Source organism: Stenotrophomonas sp. YJH_SMC_46, assembly GCF_059370315.1.
The window spans coordinates 911,277-928,860 of sequence record NZ_JCAFTO010000001.1 but is presented as its reverse complement, the minus strand read 5'-3'; the positions used below and the strand labels follow the sequence as shown (position 1 = coordinate 928,860).

16 protein-coding genes and 1 tRNA gene are annotated in these 17,584 nt (G+C 66.0%); 14 read left to right on the top strand and 3 right to left on the bottom strand.

Annotated features, from left to right (window positions below; all coding sequences use genetic code 11):
- The first annotated feature begins 47 nt into the window (after positions 1-47).
- A complete protein-coding gene (gene accD, locus AC5P8C_RS04380; protein ID WP_019660593.1) occupies positions 48-923 on the top strand; it encodes an acetyl-CoA carboxylase, carboxyltransferase subunit beta in 876 nt (291 codons plus the stop codon).
- Positions 923-2,284 carry a phosphoglucosamine mutase gene (gene glmM, locus AC5P8C_RS04375; protein ID WP_019660592.1) on the top strand — a complete coding sequence of 454 codons (1,362 nt, stop codon included), beginning with the start codon at positions 923-925 and terminating at the stop codon, positions 2,282-2,284. The genes accD and glmM overlap by 1 nt, the downstream gene beginning before the upstream one ends.
- Positions 2,285-2,363: 79 nt before the next feature.
- Here the strand turns inward: glmM and AC5P8C_RS04370 are convergent, their stop codons facing one another.
- The 3 genes from AC5P8C_RS04370 to AC5P8C_RS04360 are packed head-to-tail and all read right to left on the bottom strand — an operon-like array spanning position 2,364 to position 6,266.
- Positions 2,364-3,221, bottom strand: coding sequence for a polysaccharide deacetylase family protein (locus AC5P8C_RS04370; RefSeq protein ID WP_019660591.1), 858 nt, complete (start codon positions 3,219-3,221; stop codon positions 2,364-2,366).
- Positions 3,214-4,359 (bottom strand): glycosyltransferase family 4 protein, encoded by a 1,146-nt coding sequence (locus AC5P8C_RS04365; RefSeq protein ID WP_019660590.1) that lies wholly within the window; start codon positions 4,357-4,359, stop codon positions 3,214-3,216. The genes AC5P8C_RS04370 and AC5P8C_RS04365 overlap by 8 nt, the downstream gene beginning before the upstream one ends.
- Before the next feature lie 20 nt (positions 4,360-4,379).
- Positions 4,380-6,266, bottom strand: coding sequence for a DUF3413 domain-containing protein (locus AC5P8C_RS04360; RefSeq protein ID WP_019660589.1), 1,887 nt, complete (start codon positions 6,264-6,266; stop codon positions 4,380-4,382).
- A 152-nt stretch (positions 6,267-6,418) separates the two neighbouring features.
- Between AC5P8C_RS04360 and AC5P8C_RS04355 the strand changes: the two genes are divergently transcribed.
- The 12 genes from AC5P8C_RS04355 (at position 6,419) to nuoH (ending at position 17,582) form a co-directional block, all read left to right on the top strand.
- Positions 6,419-7,396, top strand: a complete 978-nt coding sequence (locus AC5P8C_RS04355) for an isopenicillin N synthase family dioxygenase (protein ID WP_050563262.1) — start codon at positions 6,419-6,421, stop codon at positions 7,394-7,396.
- Between the two features lie 433 nt (positions 7,397-7,829).
- Entirely contained in the window at positions 7,830-8,585 is a 756-nt protein-coding gene (gene tpiA, locus AC5P8C_RS04350; protein ID WP_019660587.1) for a triose-phosphate isomerase, read from the top strand.
- 31 nt (positions 8,586-8,616) lie between these two features.
- A complete protein-coding gene (secG, locus tag AC5P8C_RS04345) occupies positions 8,617-9,054 on the top strand; it encodes a preprotein translocase subunit SecG (RefSeq protein WP_019660586.1) in 438 nt (145 codons plus the stop codon).
- Positions 9,055-9,105: 51 nt separating this feature from the next.
- A tRNA-Leu gene (locus AC5P8C_RS04340) sits at positions 9,106-9,190 on the top strand.
- A 111-nt stretch (positions 9,191-9,301) separates the two neighbouring features.
- On the top strand, positions 9,302-9,658 hold the full coding sequence (locus AC5P8C_RS04335) for an NADH-quinone oxidoreductase subunit A (RefSeq protein ID WP_010486426.1): 357 nt from the start codon (positions 9,302-9,304) through the stop codon (positions 9,656-9,658).
- The gene (locus AC5P8C_RS04330) at positions 9,649-10,203 is read left to right on the top strand and encodes a NuoB/complex I 20 kDa subunit family protein (RefSeq protein WP_005410463.1); all 555 of its coding nucleotides are present in this window, start codon (positions 9,649-9,651) and stop codon (positions 10,201-10,203) included. The genes AC5P8C_RS04335 and AC5P8C_RS04330 overlap by 10 nt, the downstream gene beginning before the upstream one ends.
- 33 nt (positions 10,204-10,236) lie before the next feature.
- A complete protein-coding gene (locus AC5P8C_RS04325) occupies positions 10,237-10,986 on the top strand; it encodes an NADH-quinone oxidoreductase subunit C (RefSeq protein WP_005410462.1) in 750 nt (249 codons plus the stop codon).
- Positions 10,983-12,290: an NADH-quinone oxidoreductase subunit D gene (locus AC5P8C_RS04320; RefSeq protein WP_005417935.1), complete on the top strand. Its 1,308-nt coding sequence runs from the start codon at positions 10,983-10,985 to the stop codon at positions 12,288-12,290. Before AC5P8C_RS04325 ends, AC5P8C_RS04320 begins: the two co-directional genes overlap by 4 nt.
- A 97-nt stretch (positions 12,291-12,387) precedes the next feature.
- Complete coding sequence (gene nuoE / locus AC5P8C_RS04315) at positions 12,388-12,915, top strand: NADH-quinone oxidoreductase subunit NuoE (protein ID WP_014647867.1); 528 nt, start codon at positions 12,388-12,390, stop codon at positions 12,913-12,915.
- A 4-nt stretch (positions 12,916-12,919) separates the two neighbouring features.
- The gene (gene nuoF, locus AC5P8C_RS04310) at positions 12,920-14,260 is read left to right on the top strand and encodes an NADH-quinone oxidoreductase subunit NuoF (protein ID WP_005417934.1); all 1,341 of its coding nucleotides are present in this window, start codon (positions 12,920-12,922) and stop codon (positions 14,258-14,260) included.
- On the top strand, positions 14,257-16,491 hold the full coding sequence (gene nuoG, locus AC5P8C_RS04305; protein WP_495218368.1) for an NADH-quinone oxidoreductase subunit NuoG: 2,235 nt from the start codon (positions 14,257-14,259) through the stop codon (positions 16,489-16,491). Before nuoF ends, nuoG begins: the two co-directional genes overlap by 4 nt.
- On the top strand, positions 16,488-17,582 hold the full coding sequence (gene nuoH, locus AC5P8C_RS04300) for an NADH-quinone oxidoreductase subunit NuoH (RefSeq protein WP_058982298.1): 1,095 nt from the start codon (positions 16,488-16,490) through the stop codon (positions 17,580-17,582). The genes nuoG and nuoH overlap by 4 nt, the downstream gene beginning before the upstream one ends.
- The last annotated feature ends 2 nt before the right edge of the window (positions 17,583-17,584 follow it).

Below are 17,584 nucleotides of genomic sequence, written 5' to 3'. Positions count from 1 at the left end.
CCGCCTTTGCGGCCCATGGGCCGCCCTGAACGGAAGTGTCCTCCCGCATGAGTTGGCTCAGCAAGTTGATGCCGTCCGGCATCCGCACCGACAACACCCCCAGCAAGAAGCGCAGTGTCCCCGAGGGCCTGTGGGAAAAGTGCAGCAACTGCGGCAGCGCGTTGTACCGTCCGGAACTGGAAGAGAACCTGGAGGTCTGCCCGAAGTGCGGCCACCACATGGCGATCCGCGCGCGTGCGCGCCTGGCGGCGCTGTTCGACGCCGACAGCACCACCGAGATCGGTGCGCGCCTGGGACCGACCGACCTGCTCAAGTTCAAGGATCAGAAGAAGTACAGCGAGCGCATCAAGATCGCGCAGAAGAACACCGGCGAATACGACGCGCTGATCGCCATGCGCGGCCTGCTCAAGGGCCGTGCGCTGGTCGCCTCGTCGTTCGACTTCGCCTTCATGGGGGGCTCGATGGGCTCGGTGGTGGGCGAGCGTTTCGCGCTGGCCGCAGAAACCGCGGTCGAGATCGGTGCGCCTTACGTGTGCTTCTCGCAGAGTGGCGGCGCGCGCATGCAGGAAGGCCTCTTCTCGCTGATGCAGATGGCCAAGACCTCCGCTGCGCTGGGCAAGCTGCGTGAAGCCGGGCTGCCGTACATCTCGGTGCTGACCCATCCGACCACCGGCGGCGTTTCGGCGTCGTTCGCGATGCTGGGCGACATCAACATCGCCGAACCGCAGGCACTGATCGGCTTCGCCGGCCCGCGCGTGATCGAGCAGACCGTGCGCGAGAAGCTGCCGGAAGGTTTCCAGCGTTCGGAGTTCCTGCTGGAGCACGGTGCCATCGACCAGATCTGCGATCGCCGCGAACTGCGCGACCGCCTGTCCGATCTGCTCGCCATGCTGGGTCGGCAGCCCGCGCCGCAGGTAGCCTGATGGGTGCCCGCAAGTACTTCGGCACGGACGGCATCCGTGGCCGGGTCGGGCAGGGCGTGATCTCGGCCGACTTCGTGCTGCGCCTGGGCAATGCGCTGGGCCGTGTCCTGCTCGCCCAGCGTGGCCAGGACGGACGCCGGCCGATCGTGGTGATCGGCAAGGACACCCGCATTTCCGGCTACATGTTCGAGGCGGCGCTGGAGGCCGGCCTGGTCGCCGCCGGTGCCGACGTGCAGCTGCTGGGTCCGATGCCGACCCCGGCGGTGGCGTTCCTGACCCGCACGCTGGGCGTGGACGCCGGCATCGTCATCAGCGCCTCGCACAACCCGCATTACGACAACGGCATCAAGTTCTTCTCGGCCCAGGGCGAGAAGCTCGACGATGCCACCGAGCTGGCCCTGGAGGCGGCGCTGGACGTTCCGTTCACCACCGCCGAATCGGAAAAGCTGGGCAAGGCATTCCGTGCACGCGAAGCGGTCGGCCGCTACATCGAATTCTGCAAGGCCAGCGTGCCGCGCACATTCGATCTGCGTGGCCTGCGCCTGGTGCTGGATTGCGCGCATGGTGCCACCTACCAGATCGCGCCGCTGCTGTTCCGCGAACTGGGTGCCGAGGTGATCGGCATCGGCGCCGAGCCCAATGGCATCAACATCAACGCCGGCGTGGGCTCCACCCATATCGACAACCTTGCGGCCAAGGTCCGCGAGACCGGCGCCGATCTCGGTATCGCCTTCGATGGTGATGGCGACCGCGTGCTGATGGCCGACGACCAGGGCAACCCGGTCGATGGCGATGACCTGCTGTACATCCTGGCCCGTGCCTGGAAGGCCGAAGGCCGCCTGCGCGGCCCGGTGGTCGGCACGCTGATGAGCAACTATGGCATCGAGAAGGCCCTCGCCGACCTGCAGATTCCATTCGTTCGCAGCAATGTCGGCGATCGCTACGTGCACCAGGCGCTGATCGAAGGCGGTGGTGTGCTCGGCGGTGAAGCCTCCGGCCACCTGCTGTGCCTGGACCGCGCCACCACGGGGGACGGCATCGTCAGCGCCCTGCAGGTGCTGGTCGCGCTGCGCAGCAGTGGGCAGACCCTGCGCCAGGCACTGAAGGGCCTTGTGCGGGTACCGCAGAAGACCGTCAACGTGCGCCTGGGCAATGTCCCGGCCAAGACCGCGGTGCAGTCTGAAAGCGTGCAGTCCGCGCTGGCTGTGGCGCAGCAGGCTGTCGCCGGCCGTGGCCGCGCGTTCCTGCGCCCGTCCGGTACCGAGCCGGTGGTGCGGGTCACGGTCGAGGCCGATGACGCCACGCTGATGCAGGACACGCTGGACCGCCTGTCCGCAGCGGTGCGTGAAGCCGCTGCCTGAAGCGCGTGCACATTCGCACCAACGAAAAACGCCCCGCAAAGCCGGGGCGTTTTTCATTCAACCGGCAGGAGCGTGGTGCTTATGGCCCCGGCACCATCTTCTTCTGGCGCGCTTTGAAGCCATTGAACAGTGGCGCGATCAGCGGGTTGTAGCTCTGCGCGATGCGCTTGCGCAGCCAGCTGGCCGGGCGGTTGCGGATCGCGAAGCGGTAGATCCGCTCCGGATCACCGCCGACCACGTTGCGGCCGAACGGGTGGGTGGTGTGCAGGTAGCGGAAGCCCTGCTCGCGTGCCACCTCGATGTGGTCCTGGTCGAAATCGCCGTAGGGCCAGCACAGCGTATCGGACACCTCGCCGAGCTTGTCCTGCAGGACGTTGCGCGAGATCGCCAGATCCCGGCTGAGGCCCGCACGGCGCTGCGCACGGTCCAGATCGTCGCGGCGCAGCCAGCGGGTGTGGGTGTGGGTATGGCAATGCACTTCGAAGGTGCCGGCGGCAATGGCTGCGCGTGCTTCGCTCCAGCGCATCATCACGTCGTCGCTGCGGTCCTGCTCGTAGATCGCCGCTTCGCAGCCACGATGGTCCGGCGTCGACGGCAGTGCCGCGCCGGCAATGCCGGCGTGCGGACGTTCCGGGCCTTCGCCCATCCAGCCGGTGACCACGAACACCACCGCGTGCATGCCGTACTTCTGCAGGATCGGGTGCGCATACACCCAGTTGTCGAGATAGCCATCGTCGAAGGTGATGACGATCGACTTGCGCGGCACCGGCTTGCCGGCCAGGAAGCCGGCGTACTGCTCCAGCGTCAGTGAGGTCCAGCCATTGGCTGCCAGCCACGCAATCTGGCTTTCGAAGTTCTCCGGCGACACGGTGATCATGCCCGGCGAAGGGCTGACGTGGTGGTGCATCAGCACCGGAACGGTTCGTGCATCAGCCATGTCCCAGCTCCTTCAGCCACTGGTGGTAGTAGTGTTCGGTCGCTTCACCGTGGCCGTCCGGCGTGAAGCGATGTGCGCCGTGCATCCACTCCCAGCCAGCGCGCCCCATCTGCCGTCGCCGTTCCGGGTCGTCCACCAGCAGGCGCAATGCACCTGTCAGGGCGGCATTGTCACCCAAACGGGTGAGAATCGCATTGCTGCCATCGATCACCATTTCCGGCACGCCGCCCACCCGCGTGGCGACGATCGGTACGCCCACGTAGGCCGCTTCCAGGAATACGGTGCCGGCCGCTTCCTTGTGCGAAGCCAGTGCGAAGATGTCGAAGCCGGCCATCAGCCTGCAGGCTCCATCGCGGTAGCCGAGCAGGTGGACCTGGCGCTGCAGCCCGTGCTCGGCGCACATCGCCTGCAGTCGTTCCGTCACGGCCTGGCCATCACCGACAATCACCAGGTGCAGGTCCGGGTTGGCTTTGCACAGCGGCACCATCGCCTGCAGCAGGTCGGCATGGCCTTTGGGCTCACGCAGCACGGCCACGCAGCCGACCACGATGTCCTGCTCGCCGAAGCCAAGCTCGGCACGCACTTCCGCGCGTACGTCCTGCAGGCACTGCCAAGGATCGGCCTTGCGGATATCACTCCAGCGCGGAGGCACCGCGATCGGCGGCACGATACCAATGCGCTCGGCTGGAATGCCGCGGTCGACCAGCAGTTGCTTGACGAAGCTGCTGACGGTCAGCACCCGGTGTGGAAGCTTGGTATAGGTCAGCAACGAGTTGACCGGGCTCATCAGATGGCGCGAGCGCACCACCAGCGGCGTGCCGCCCAGGCGTGCACCGGCGGCGGCGATCAGCGCATCGCGGCGGCTGGTGGTATTGACCACGTCGAAGCGTTCGCGGTGCACCAGCCGCGATACCGACCACATGCCGCGCAGCAGGCGTGCCAGGCCGCCCATGCGCAGCGTATGCACGGTGAATCCGTCCTCGCGTGCCAGTGTGGCCAGGCGTGCATCGGGCTGGCACAGCAATGACACCTCATGGCCACGCGCGCGCATCACCTGCATGTGCCGGAAGATGTAGATCTCCTGCCCGCCCATTCCCTTGGCGGCTTCGGTATGCAGGATGCGCAGAGGACGGTTCATGCAGGATCGGTCCTTGAAGATCAGCGGTTGCGGAAGCGGGTCAGCGCTTCCCATGCAGAGCGGATGGCTGCGGCGTCCGGAGCCTGCTGCGGCAGCGGGCGGTAGTGCCGGTCGAGCGCGGTGGCGTTGCCGAACTTGTCGAATACGTAGATGGCATCGCCATGGCGTACAGCGCGTTGCGACCAGCTCTCCACCACCAGTGCACGTTCGCTGGCGGCGGGCGTGGCCAGCAGGTCCTGGCCGGTACTGAAGTCCGTCAATGCGTTCTCGCAGCCCAGCGCATGGCGCATCAGCGTCGGTACCCAGTCTTCGTGCGAGCTGGTGCGGACGTCGCGGCCAGCGGCCCTGCCTGGCCAATGCAGCACGAACGGGACCTGCAGCTGGTAATCGGAGAAGTTGCCGTTGTGGCCCCAGTAGTTCAGCTTGAGGTCGTTGAACTCTTCGGCATGGTCACCGGTGACCAGCACGATGGTGTCCTCGGCCAGGCCCTGCGCGCGCAGGTCGTCCAGCAGCGAACCGATCAGGCTGTCGGCATAGTGCACGGCAGTGCGGTAGCGGTTGAGTTCCGGCGTCGGGTCGTGGTCCGGGCCGAAGGACAGGAAGTCGATCTCCTTGGCCATCGGCGTGGCTACCGGTGGGTAGCTGGCGGGCAGGTGGTAGCCGGCGTGGGTGGAGTCGAGGAACACGAAGCCGAACCATGGGTGCTGCGCCGCCTGGCTGCTGCGGATGTCATTCCGCAGCGCGGCGACGATGGCTGCGTCGCGCTTGTCGGGGGTCAGGGCGGAAGGGCCCTGGTGCAGCCGGTCGCGCACATCGGCAAATGCCGTGCGATCGAATTCCGGGCTGTACAACGGCGCGCTGCCGTACAGGTGCAGGTCGTAGCCCTGCTGGCCCAGCACCTGGAACAGCTGCGAGCCGCGCTGTTCGTCCAGCATGCTCTGCCAGTAGCCGCCGGGCAGGCCGTAGAGCAGGCCGAACAGGCCGTAGCGGGTGGCATTGCCGGTGCTGAAATGGCGATCGAACACGCGCGCGTCCTGCGCCAGCGCCGACGTGTTGGGCATCAGCTGCGGCGTCAGCACGTCCTGGCGCAGCGATTCCAGCACCACCATCAGCACATTGGGGCGGTGTGGGTTCTGGCAACGCAGGGGCTGGAGCGGATACAGCAGCTGCGCATGGCGCGGGTCGGGCAGGCCCGCCTGCTGTTCGCTTATGACCCCGAGCCTGCGCATGAAGCTCTTGGCGGTGATCGGCTGTGCCCAGGGCAGGTAGTTCCACTGCGCGATGACGGCACGGTCGCCGCGGGCATCGTAATAGGCCGTGGCGGCTTGGCCGCCGGCCATCAGCAGCGCAACGATGGCCCACCCCTGCAGGACCCGGCGGCGGCGCGGCCGGGCGGGCAGCAGCTTCCAGCATGCCCAGGCCAACAGTCCTTCAGCCGTGAAGATGGCGGCCACCAGCAGTCCGGCCTGCAGCCAGGTCTTCCACGACAACGCGACCTGGTCCTGCAGCGCACCGCCGAACACCATGTTCACCACCATGGCATTGAGGTGAAACCGATACAGAGTGAAAACCTTTGCATCAACCAGCAACAGGCACAGCCACAGGCCCTGCAGCAGCACGGCGCTGAGGCTCAGGGGGCGTGCGCTGCGCGGCCAAAGGCCCATCAGCAGCGGCAGCAGGCCGGCGAGGGCGCCGAATGCCAGCAGGTGACCGGGCAGGGCAACGGCCAGATAGGCCAGGCCCACGCTGCCCCCCGGGTTGTCTGCCAGCGGTACGTTGCCGAGCGTGATCGCCATGGCCAGCAGCGCGTTGCCGGCCACGAACAGCGACCACCAGGCCAGGCGGCGCCAGTGGCGTGCGGGGCCGGAGGGCAGGGCGGTGTCGGCAGAGGGAGCAGCAGGGCGCATGAGGGACTGGGGCGGCGGGTGATGCAGGCGGCGGGATCCCCGGGGTGACGGAATCGTGGGGCCGCGCGCGGGTCGCGCATTGTATCTGTTTGTTTCTTCGTATCGGGTGGCGTCCCCCGGGCGATCTGTCACAATGTTCAGGTGGGCCATGAATGCGCTGGCCCCCCAGACCCAATGACAAGCCAGGAACCGCTGTGAGCCAGATCCCCACCCTCGACATCACCCGTTTCGACAGCGACCGCGAGGCCTTCGTGGCCGAGCTGGGCGCGGCCTACCGCCAATGGGGATTCGCGGGCATCCGCAACCACGGCATTCCGCAGGCCGACATCGATGCGGCCTACGATGCCTTCAAGGCCTTCTTCGCCCTGCCCGAAGAGGTCAAGCGCAAGTACCACGTGGCCGGCAGCGGCGGCGCCCGCGGCTACACCCCGTTCGGGGTGGAGACCGCCAAGGGCTCCAAGCACTTCGACCTGAAGGAGTTCTGGCACATCGGCCGCGAGATCGCCGACGACTCCAAGTACCGCGATGTGATGGCGCCGAACCTGTGGCCGACCGAGGTCGAGGGCTTCCGTGAGCGCGGCTACGGCCTGTACCAGGCACTGGACAACCTGGGGTCGCGCGTCCTGTCGGCGCTGGCCCTGCATATCGGCCTGCCGGCAGACTTCTTCGCCGACAAGACCAACTTCGGCAACTCGATCCTGCGCCCGATCCACTACCCGCCGATCACCACCGACGACATCCCGAACGTGCGTGCTGGTGCCCATGGCGACATCAACTTCATCACCCTGCTGGTCGGTGCCAGTGCCGCAGGCCTGGAAGTGCAGTCTCATGATGGCGAGTGGGTGCCGTTCACGTCAGACGCGGACACCATTGTGGTCAACATCGGCGACATGCTGCAGCGCCTGACCAACCACGTGTATCCGTCGACCATCCACCGCGTGGTCAATCCCCCGGGCGAGCTGGCGCGCCAGCCGCGCTACTCGGTGCCGTTCTTCCTGCACCCGAACCCGGACTTCCTGATCGACGTGCTGCCCTCGTGCATCACCCCGGAGAACCCGAGCCGGTACCCGGAGCCGATCACCGCCCACGGCTTCCTCGAAGAACGCCTGCGCGAGATCAAGCTGAAGTAATGAAGAAGCCGCCGAAAGGCGGCTTTTTCATTACGGGTAGCGCCGGGCCATGCCCGGCGAGCGCAGCGGAGGGTGTTCGGCAGGGTTGCACCCTTCACCCGCAGAGGCCAAAGCCAAAGTCAAAGCCAAAGCGGCTCTGGGGTGTTCCGTGGGGAGGCGGGGAGGTGTCGGATGGCGGGGGCGCCGTGGACCCCCAGACCGGCCCAGCCGCTAGCGGCTGGGCCGGCCTGGGGGTTTACGGCGTCCCCCGCCATCCCCATCCGCCCGGCCAAGCCCGCCAATCCAACCGGGCTTTCCGCGACCAACCCAACCAAACTCCCGCCACGAGGCGCTGCGCCGTTGGCTGAAAATCCATGTAACCGCTTACACGGGAACGGATTTTTGCCGTAACGGGTATCATGACCGGCTGACTTCACACAGGAGCCACCCGCTCATGCGCCGCAAGATCGTCGCCGGAAACTGGAAGCTGCATGGCAGCCGTCAATTCGCCAATGAACTGCTGGGGCAGGTGGCTGCCGGGCTTCCGCTGGAGGGCGTGGACGTGGTGATCCTGCCGCCGCTGCCGTACCTGGGTGAGCTGGTCGAGGACTTCGGCGCGACTGGCCTCGCCTTTGGCGCGCAGGACGTGAGCAGCAACGAGAAGGGCGCCTACACCGGCGAGGTCTGCGCGGCCATGCTGGTCGAGGTTGGGGCCCGCTATGGCCTGGTCGGCCATTCCGAGCGCCGCCAGTACCACCATGAGAGCAGCGAGCTGGTCGCGCGCAAGTTCGCCGCCGCCCAGCACGCCGGCCTGGTGCCGGTGCTGTGCGTGGGCGAGACCCTGGAACAGCGCGAGGCCGGGCAGACCGAAGCGGTCATCGCCAGCCAGCTGGCGCCGGTGCTGGAGCTGGTGGGCGCGGCAGGTTTCGCCAATGCTGTGGTCGCCTACGAGCCGGTCTGGGCCATCGGTACCGGCCGTACCGCCAGCAAGGAACAGGCACAGCAGGTGCACGCGTTCATCCGTGGCGAAGTCGCGCGCATCGATGCTAGAATCGCTGATTCACTGCCCATTGTTTACGGCGGTAGCGTGAAGCCCGACAATGCCGGGGAACTGTTCGCGCAGCCGGATGTCGATGGTGGGCTGGTCGGCGGCGCCTCCCTGGTGGCCGCGGACTTCCTGGCCATCGCACGGGCGGCGGCCGCGAACTAATCCTAGAAGTATTGTCCGAGGGCGGTTTCCAATGCTGATGTTGATCCTCAATGTCGTCTACGTGCTGGTCGCTGTGGCCATGATCGCGCTGATCCTGATGCAGCGTGGCTCGGGTGCGGCGGCAGGTTCGGGCTTTGGTGCTGGTGCCTCGGGCACGGTGTTCGGTGCGCGCGGCGCCTCGAACTTCCTGTCCAAGTCGACCAAGTGGCTGGCCGTGGTGTTCTTCGGCATCAGTCTCTTCATGGCCTGGTATGCCGGTCACGGTAGCCGCCCGGCGGCCGACCAGGATCTGGGCCTGATGTCCGCCCCGGCGGCCAGCGCGCCGGCGGCTCCGGCGGGCGAACTGCCGGCCGTTCCGAAGGCCGATGCGGTCCCGGCCGCCCCGGTTCCGGCGGCGAATGTGCCGGCTCAGGCGGAATCTTCGGTTTCTGGTGAAGAAAAGCCTTCGGAAGGCTCCCAGAAACACTGAAGCCGGTTACAATACGCGGCGCATCGGGAAGATAGTCTGATGTGATCGTTTGCCCAGGTGGCGGAATTGGTAGACGCACTACCTTGAGGTGGTAGCGACGCAAGTCGTAGGGGTTCGAGTCCCCTCTTGGGCACCATTTGTAAGTAAAGCGGGTTCGTCTGGCGCGCAAGGCGCCAGGCAGATTCCCGTCCACTCCCCCATGCCAAAGCGCCTGCAGGCGCGGCGGCAGAGGCAAGAGAGAATCGCTGTGCTGGCCGAATATTTGCCGTCTCTGCTGTTTCTGATCGTTGCCACCGGTATCGGCGTTACGCTGATGCTGGTTGGTCGATTCCTCGGTCCCCGCCGCCCCGATCTGGAAAAGCTCTCGCCGTACGAGTGCGGCTTCGAGGCCTTCGAAGACGCGCGCATGAAGTTCGATGTGCGCTACTACCTGATCGCGATCCAGTTCATCGTCTTCGACCTGGAAATCATCTTCATCGTGCCGTGGACCCAGGTCTTCATGGAACTGGGCGCCCGCTCGCTCATCACCATGGGCCTGTTCGTCGGCATGCTGTTCCTCGGTTTCATTTACGTCTGGAAGAAGGGAGCGCTGGAATGGGAGTGATTCAGACTCTCGATGGCCTCATGAACAACCCCACGCCGGAAGGCCGGGTTGATGACATCCTGCGGCCGGAAGGCGACAACCCGCTGCTGGAGAAGGGCTTCGTCACTACCAGCGTCGATGCACTGCTGAACTGGGCGCGCACCGGCTCGATGTGGCCGATGACCTTCGGCCTGGCCTGCTGCGCCGTCGAGATGATGCACGCCGGTGCCGCGCGCCTGGACCTCGACCGCTACGGCGTGGTGTTCCGCCCGTCGCCGCGTCAGTCCGACGTGATGATCGTGGCCGGCACCCTGGTCAACAAGATGGCCCCGGCGCTGCGCAAGGTCTACGACCAGATGCCGGACCCGAAGTGGGTCATCTCGATGGGTAGCTGCGCCAACGGTGGCGGCTACTACCACTACTCCTATTCTGTGGTGCGCGGCTGTGATCGCGTGGTGCCGGTGGACGTCTACGTCCCGGGCTGCCCGCCGACCGCCGAGGCGCTGGTGTACGGGATCCTGCAGCTGCAGAAGAAGATCTGGCGTACACAGACCATCGCCCGCTGACCCCTTCACCTGACAAGAGCGCGCCAAGCCCCCATGGCAGAGCAAGCATCCTTCATCGACCGACTGTCCGCACGTTTCGCTGGTGCGAAGGTCATCGTGGTCGAACCCCGCGGCGAAGTGACGCTGGAAGTGCCTGCCGCCGAGTGGCACGCCACCGCCCTGGCGCTGCGTGACGAGTTTGGTTTCGAGCAGGCCGTGGATCTGTGCGGCGTCGACTACCTCGGCTACGGCTCCGACGAGTGGGACACCGCCGATGTGTCCTCGCAGGGCTTCAGCCGTGGCGTCGAAGGCAAGGCCCAGGGCCGCTTCGCGTGGGGCGAGTTCCCCACCGAGGAAAACGGTGCCGACGGTGCCCGCCCGCAGCACATGCCGACCCAGCGCTTCGCCGTGGTCGCCCAGCTGCGTTCGTACCAGCACAACCTGATGATGCACCTGCGCTGCTTCGCCCCTGACGAAGCGCTGCCGGTGGTGTCCTCGCTGACCGGCATCTGGCCGGGCCTGAACTGGTTCGAGCGCGAAGCGTTCGATCTGTACGGCGTGATCTTCGAAGGCCACCCGGACCTGCGCCGGATCCTGACCGACTACGGTTTCGTCGGCCATCCGTTCCGCAAGGATTTCCCGCTGATCGGCAATGTCGAAGTCCGCTACGACGAAGAAAAGAAGCGCGTGATCTACGAACCGGTCACCTCGGTGGAGCCGCGTGTCGGCGTGCCGCGCGTGATCCGCGACGACGCCCGTCTGCAGACCGCAGAAGGTGAGCGCGCGCAGGAGGCAGTGAAGTGAGCCACGTACACCAGGCTGGCGAAGCGTTCGCCAGCAACGCCGCCGAAAGCCGGCAGGAAATCCGCAACTACACCATGAACTTCGGCCCGCAGCATCCGGCCGCTCACGGTGTGCTGCGCCTGATCCTGGAAATGGACGGTGAAACCATCATGCGCGCCGACCCGCACGTGGGTCTGCTGCACCGTGGTACCGAAAAGCTGGCCGAGTCCAAGCCGTTCAACCAGTCGATCGGCTACATGGATCGCCTGGATTACGTGTCGATGATGTGCAACGAGCACGCCTACGTGCGCGCGATCGAGACCCTGATGGGCATCGAGGCGCCGGAGCGTGCCCAGTACATCCGCACCATGTACGATGAAATCACCCGCATCCTCAACCACCTGATGTGGCTGGGCTCCAACGCGCTCGACCTGGGCGCGATGGCGGTGATGCTGTACGCCTTCCGCGAACGCGAAGAGCTGATGGACTGCTACGAAGCGGTTTCCGGCGCGCGCATGCACGCGGCGTACTACCGTCCGGGCGGTGTCTACCGCGACCTGCCGGACCACATGCCGAAGTACAAGGAATCGCGCTGGCACAAGGGCAAGGCGCTGAAGCAGCTCAATGCTTCGCGCGAAGGCTCGCTGCTGGACTTCCTGGAGAACTTCACCGTCGAGTTCCCCAAGCGCATCGACGAATACGAAACCCTGCTGACCGACAACCGTATCTGGAAGCAGCGTACCGTCGGCATCGGCGTGGTCACTCCCGAGCTGGCCCATCAGTGGGGCATGACCGGCGTGATGCTGCGCGGCTCGGGCATTGCCTGGGACCTGCGCAAGAAGCGTCCGTACGCCAAGTACGATGCCGTCGATTTCGACATCCCGCTGGGCAAGGAAGGTGACTGCTACGACCGCTACCTGGTCCGCGTTGCCGAAATGCGCGAATCCAACCGCATCATCAAGCAGTGCGTGGCGTGGCTGAAGGCCAACCCGGGCCCGGTGATGGTGAAGAACTTCAAGGTCGCTCCGCCCAGGCGCGAGGACATGAAGGACGACATGGAAGCGCTGATCCACCACTTCAAGCTGTTCAGCGAAGGCTACTGCGTACCGGCCGGCGAGACCTACTCGGCGGTGGAGGCCCCGAAGGGCGAGTTCGGCTGCTACCTGGTCTCCGATGGCGCCAACAAGCCGTTCCGCGTGCACCTGCGCGCGCCGGGCTTCGCCCACCTGTCCTCGATCGATTCGGTCGTGCGCGGCCACATGCTGGCCGACGTGGTGGCGATGATCGGTACCTACGACCTGGTGTTCGGCGAGGTTGACCGGTAATGCCGTCCGCTACGCCAACGCCCGCTGCAGGCAGCCGGCGCAAGCCGGCGCCGCAGTTTCTGGAATTTCACGTTATGCATTTCGCTGAGGTCGGCCGATGAAGGCGACAGGTAATTTCGAGGCGGCGCGCGACGTCGACCCGATGGTGGTGCTGAGCGACAAGACCCGCGCTCACATCGATCACTGGCTGTCCAAGTTCCCGCCGGATCGCAAGCGCTCTGCCGTGCTGCAGGGCCTGCATGCGGCCCAGGAGCAGAACCAGGGCTGGCTGACCGACGAGCTGATCGCCGCCGTGGCCAAGTACCTGGACCTGCCGCCGGTCTGGGCCTACGAGGTCGCCAGCTTCTACTCGATGTTCGAGACCGAGAAGGTGGGCCGCAACAACGTGGCCATCTGCACCAACATCAGCTGCTGGCTCAATGGCGCCGAAGACATCGTGCGCCACTGCGAGAAGAAGCTGGGCATCAAGCACGGTGAATCGACCCCGGACGGCCGCGTCTACCTCAAGCGCGAGGAAGAATGCCTGGCCGGCTGCGGCGGCGCACCGATGATGGTCATCAACGGTCACTACCATGAGCGTCTGACCCTGGAAAAGGTCGACGAGCTGCTGGACGGGCTGGAGTAAGGGCATGGCACATCACCACGAATCCAAGGGTCCGGTCGGCCCCGCGCCGCTGCCGCACCAGGTGGTCTACACCACCCTGCATTACGACACCCCGTGGTCGTACGAAAGCTACCTGAAGACCGGTGGTTACGCTGCCCTGCGCAAGATCCTCGAAGAGAAGATCCCGCCGGAGCAGGTCATCGAGATGGTCAAGGCCTCGGGCCTGCGCGGCCGCGGTGGCGCCGGCTTCCCGACCGGCCTGAAGTGGTCCTTCATGCCCAAGGGCAACATGCAGAAGTACATCCTCTGCAACTCGGACGAATCCGAGCCGGGCACCTGCAAGGACCGCGACATCCTGCGCTACAACCCGCACTCGGTGGTGGAGGGCATGGCGATCGCCTGCTACGCCACCGGTTCGACCGTGGGCTACAACTACCTGCGCGGTGAATTCCACCACGAGCCGTTCGAGCACTTCGAGCAGGCCCTGGCCGACGCCTATGCGAACGGCTGGCTGGGCAAGAACATCCTCGGCAGCGGCGTGGACATCGACATCTACGGTGCGCTGGGCGCCGGCGCCTACATCTGCGGTGAAGAAACCGCGCTGATGGAATCGCTGGAAGGCAAGAAGGGCCAGCCGCGCTACAAGCCGCCGTTCCCGGCAAACTTCGGCCTCTACGGCAAGCCGTCGACGATCAACAACACCGAAACCTACGGTTCGGTGCCGGCGATCATCCGCAACGGCCCGGAGTGGTTCAAGGGCCTGAGCCTGACCGCCAACGGCGGCCCGAAGTGCTTCTCGGTGTCCGGCTGCGTGCAGAACGGCGGCAACTTTGAAGTACCGCTGGGCACCACCTTCGACGACCTGCTGGAAATGGCCGGTGGCCTGCGTCCGGGCCGCAAGCTCAAGGGCGCGATTCCGGGCGGCGTGTCGATGCCGGTGCTGACCGCGGCCGAGCTGAAGGGCCTGCCGATGGACTACGACACCATCCGTGCGCTGGGCTCCGGCCTGGGTTCGGGGGCCATCGTGGTGCTCGACGACAGCGTCTGCTGCGTCAAGTTCGCCTGCCGCATCAGCCAGTTCTTCCACAAGGAATCGTGCGGCCAGTGCACGCCGTGCCGTGAAGGTACCGGCTGGATGCACCGCGTGCTGGAGCGCATCGTCGCCGGCAAGGCCACGATGGAAGACCTGCACCAGCTGAAGGCGGTGGCCGGCCAGATCGAAGGCCACACCATCTGTGCGTTCGGTGAAGCGGCTGCATGGCCCATCCAGGGCTTCCTGCGCCAGTTCTGGGACGAATTCGAGTACTACATCGTCAACGGTCATTCGATGGTTGACGGCAAGAAGGTGGAGGCAGCCGCCGCATGAGCGCGCAACCCGTAAACCCGAACGTGCCACCAGACCACGTGACCATCGAGATCGATGGCAAGTCGCTGGTCGTGCCCAAGGGTTCGATGATCATCCAGGCGGCCGACAAGGCCGGCATTCCGATTCCGCGCTTCTGCTACCACGAGAAGCTGCCGATCGCCGCCAACTGCCGCATGTGCCTGGTGGACGTGGAGAAGTCGCCGAAGCCGGCGCCGGCCTGCGCTACCCCGGTGATGGACGGCATGAAGGTCGCCACCCGCAGTGAGAAGGCACTGAAGTTCCAGCGCTCGGTGATGGAGTTCCTGCTCATCAACCATCCGCTGGACTGCCCGATCTGCGATCAGGGCGGCGAGTGCGAGCTGCAGGACGTATCGCTGGGCTATGGCCGTTCGGTCAGCCGTTTCAACGAGCGCAAGCGCGTGGTGCCGGACGAGGACATGGGGCCGCTGGTGGCCACCGAGATGACCCGTTGCATCCAGTGCACCCGCTGCGTCCGCTTCACCGCCGACGTTGCCGGTACCTACGAACTGGGTGGCATGTACCGCGGTGAGAACCTGCAGATCGGCACCTTCGACGGCAAGCCGCTGACCACCGAGCTGTCGGGCAACGTCGTCGACGTCTGCCCGGTCGGCGCGCTGACCAACAAGGTGTTCCAGTTCCGCGCCCGCCCGTGGGAGCTGACCGCGCGCGAGTCGCTGGGCTACCACGACGCGATGGGTTCGAACCTGTTCCTGCACGTGCGTCGCGGCGAAGTGCTGCGCACCGTGCCGCGCGACAACGAAGCGGTGAACGAGTGCTGGCTGTCCGACCGCGACCGCTACTCGCACCAGGGCCTGTACAGCGAAGACCGCGCGGTCAAGCCGCTGCGCAAGGTCAATGGTGAGTGGAAGGAAGTGAGCTGGGCCGAAGGCCTGGCCGCAGCCGCCGAGATCCTCAAGGCGAACCAGGGCGACAACCTGGGCGTGCTGGTGCATCCGTCGACCTCGAACGAGGAGGGTGCGCTGCTGGCCCGCCTGGCCAAGGGCCTGGGCTCGGGCAACATCGACCACCGCATCAACAACCGCGATTTCTCCGACGCCGCAACCGCCGAAGTGTTCGGCATGCCGCTGGCCGAGATCGAAGGCGCCGACCGCATCGTCGTCCTGGGCAGCAACATCCGCCACGAACTGCCGCTGCTGCACGCCCGCCTGCGCAAGGCGCAGACCACCAAGGGCGCGAAGATCCACGTCATCAATCCGGTGGACTTCGACTTTGCCTTCAGCATTGCCGGCAAGCAGATCGTCGCACCGTCCAAGTTCGTCGATGCGCTGGCCAGCAGCGAGCTGCGTTCGGCAGTGCAGGGCGGCAACAACACCGTGCTGATCGTCGGTGGCATCGCCGAGAATCACCCGCAGGCTGCCGCGATCCGCGCCGCGGCGCGTGACTTCGCCGCAGCGACCGGTGCCAAGCTGTGCCGCATCCCGCAGGGCGCCAACGCCGTGGGCCTGACCCGCGCCGGCGTGCTGCCGGCCGGCAAGGACGTCGCCGCGATGCTGGCGCAGCCGCGCCAGGCCTACGTGGTGTACGGGCTGGAGCCGGGCCTGGACTTCGCCGATGCACCGGCCGCGCGCAAGGCGCTGGTGGGTGCCCAGGTGGTTGCGTTCAGCCACTTCGCCTGCGCCTCGACCCGCGACGTTGCAGACGTGATCCTGCCGATCGGTGCGCTGCCGGAAATCGATGCCACCCTGACCAACCTCGATGGTCGCGAGCAGTCGGCCCGTGCCGGCGGCAAGCTGCCGGGCGAGGCCCGTGAAGGCTGGCGCGTGCTGCGCGCCCTGGGCGGCGACATGGCGCTGGCCGGTTTCGACTTCACCGACCTGGCCGGACTGCGTGCCAGCCTGGCCCCTGTGTCGGTCAGTATTGCCGCTTCGGCACAGCCGGCGGTTGCCGGTGAAGGCCTGGAAGTGGCTTCGACCGCCGCGATCTACCGCACCGATGCGGTGGTCCGTCGCGCGCCGGCGCTGCAGTCGCATCCGCTCAGCAACGCCCCGCGCATCGTGCTGAACGCTGAAGATGCCGCTCGCCTGCAGCTGCAGGAAGGGCAGATGGCCAAGGTCGGCACCGATGCCGGCAAGGCCACCCTGCCGGTGGTGGTCGACGCCCGCGTCGCAGCGGGTTCGGTCTGGATTGAATCGGGCCACGGCGCGACCGCGCCGCTGGGTGCCGCTCGCGTATCGGTGGTGGCTGCATGAACGAATTGCTGTTGAACGCGGTCGACCCGCTGCACCAGTGGCTGCTGGGCCTCGGTGACATCGGCGCGCTGATCTGGATCATCCTGAAGATCCTGGTGATCGCCGTTCCGGTGATCATCTCGGTGGCCTTCTACGTGGTCTGGGAACGCAAGCTGATCGGCTGGATGCACGTCCGCCACGGCCCGATGTATGTGGGCATGGGCATCTTCCAGGCCTTCGCCGACGTCTTCAAGCTGCTGTTCAAGGAAGTGGTCCAGCCGAGCAGCGCCAACAAGGCGATCTACCTGCTGGCCCCGCTGATCACCCTGGCCCCGGCCTTCGCGGCCTGGTCGGTGGTCCCCTTCGATTCGCAGATCGTGCTGTCCAACGCCAACGCCGGCCTGCTGTACCTGCTGGCGATGACCTCGCTGGGCATCTACGGCATCATCCTGGCCGGCTGGGCGTCCAACTCGAAGTACGCGTTCCTGGGTGCGATGCGCGCCTCGGCACAGATGATCAGCTACGAAATCGCCATGGGCTTTGCCCTGGTCGGCGTGATGATCGCCTCGGGCAGCCTGAACCTGAGCAACATCGTGATGGCGCAGGCCGGCAGTTCCGGCTTCTTCGACTGGTTCCTGCTGCCTTTGTTCCCGCTGTTCGTCATCTACTGGGTGTCGGGCGTGGCTGAAACCAACCGCGCGCCGTTCGACGTGGTGGAAGGCGAATCGGAAATCGTCGCCGGCCACATGGTCGAGTACTCCGGCGGCGCGTTCGCCCTGTTCTTCCTGGCCGAATACGCGAACATGATCCTGATCAGCTTCCTGATCTCGATCTTCTTCCTCGGCGGCTGGCTGAGCCCGGTCCAGGGCTGGGTCAACTTCGGCGATGTCTCGCCGCTGGTCGACTGGGTCTGGAAGGGCGGCGCGCCGTGGCTGTTCGTCAAGGTGTTCTTCTTCGCCAGTGCCTACATCTGGTTCCGTGCCAGCTTCCCGCGCTTCCGCTACGACCAGATCATGCGCCTGGGCTGGAAGGTCTTCATCCCGCTGGCCATTCTGTGGATCGCGGTTACCGCCGTCATGGTGTTCTTCGGCGTGATTCAAAAGGGCGTCTAAAG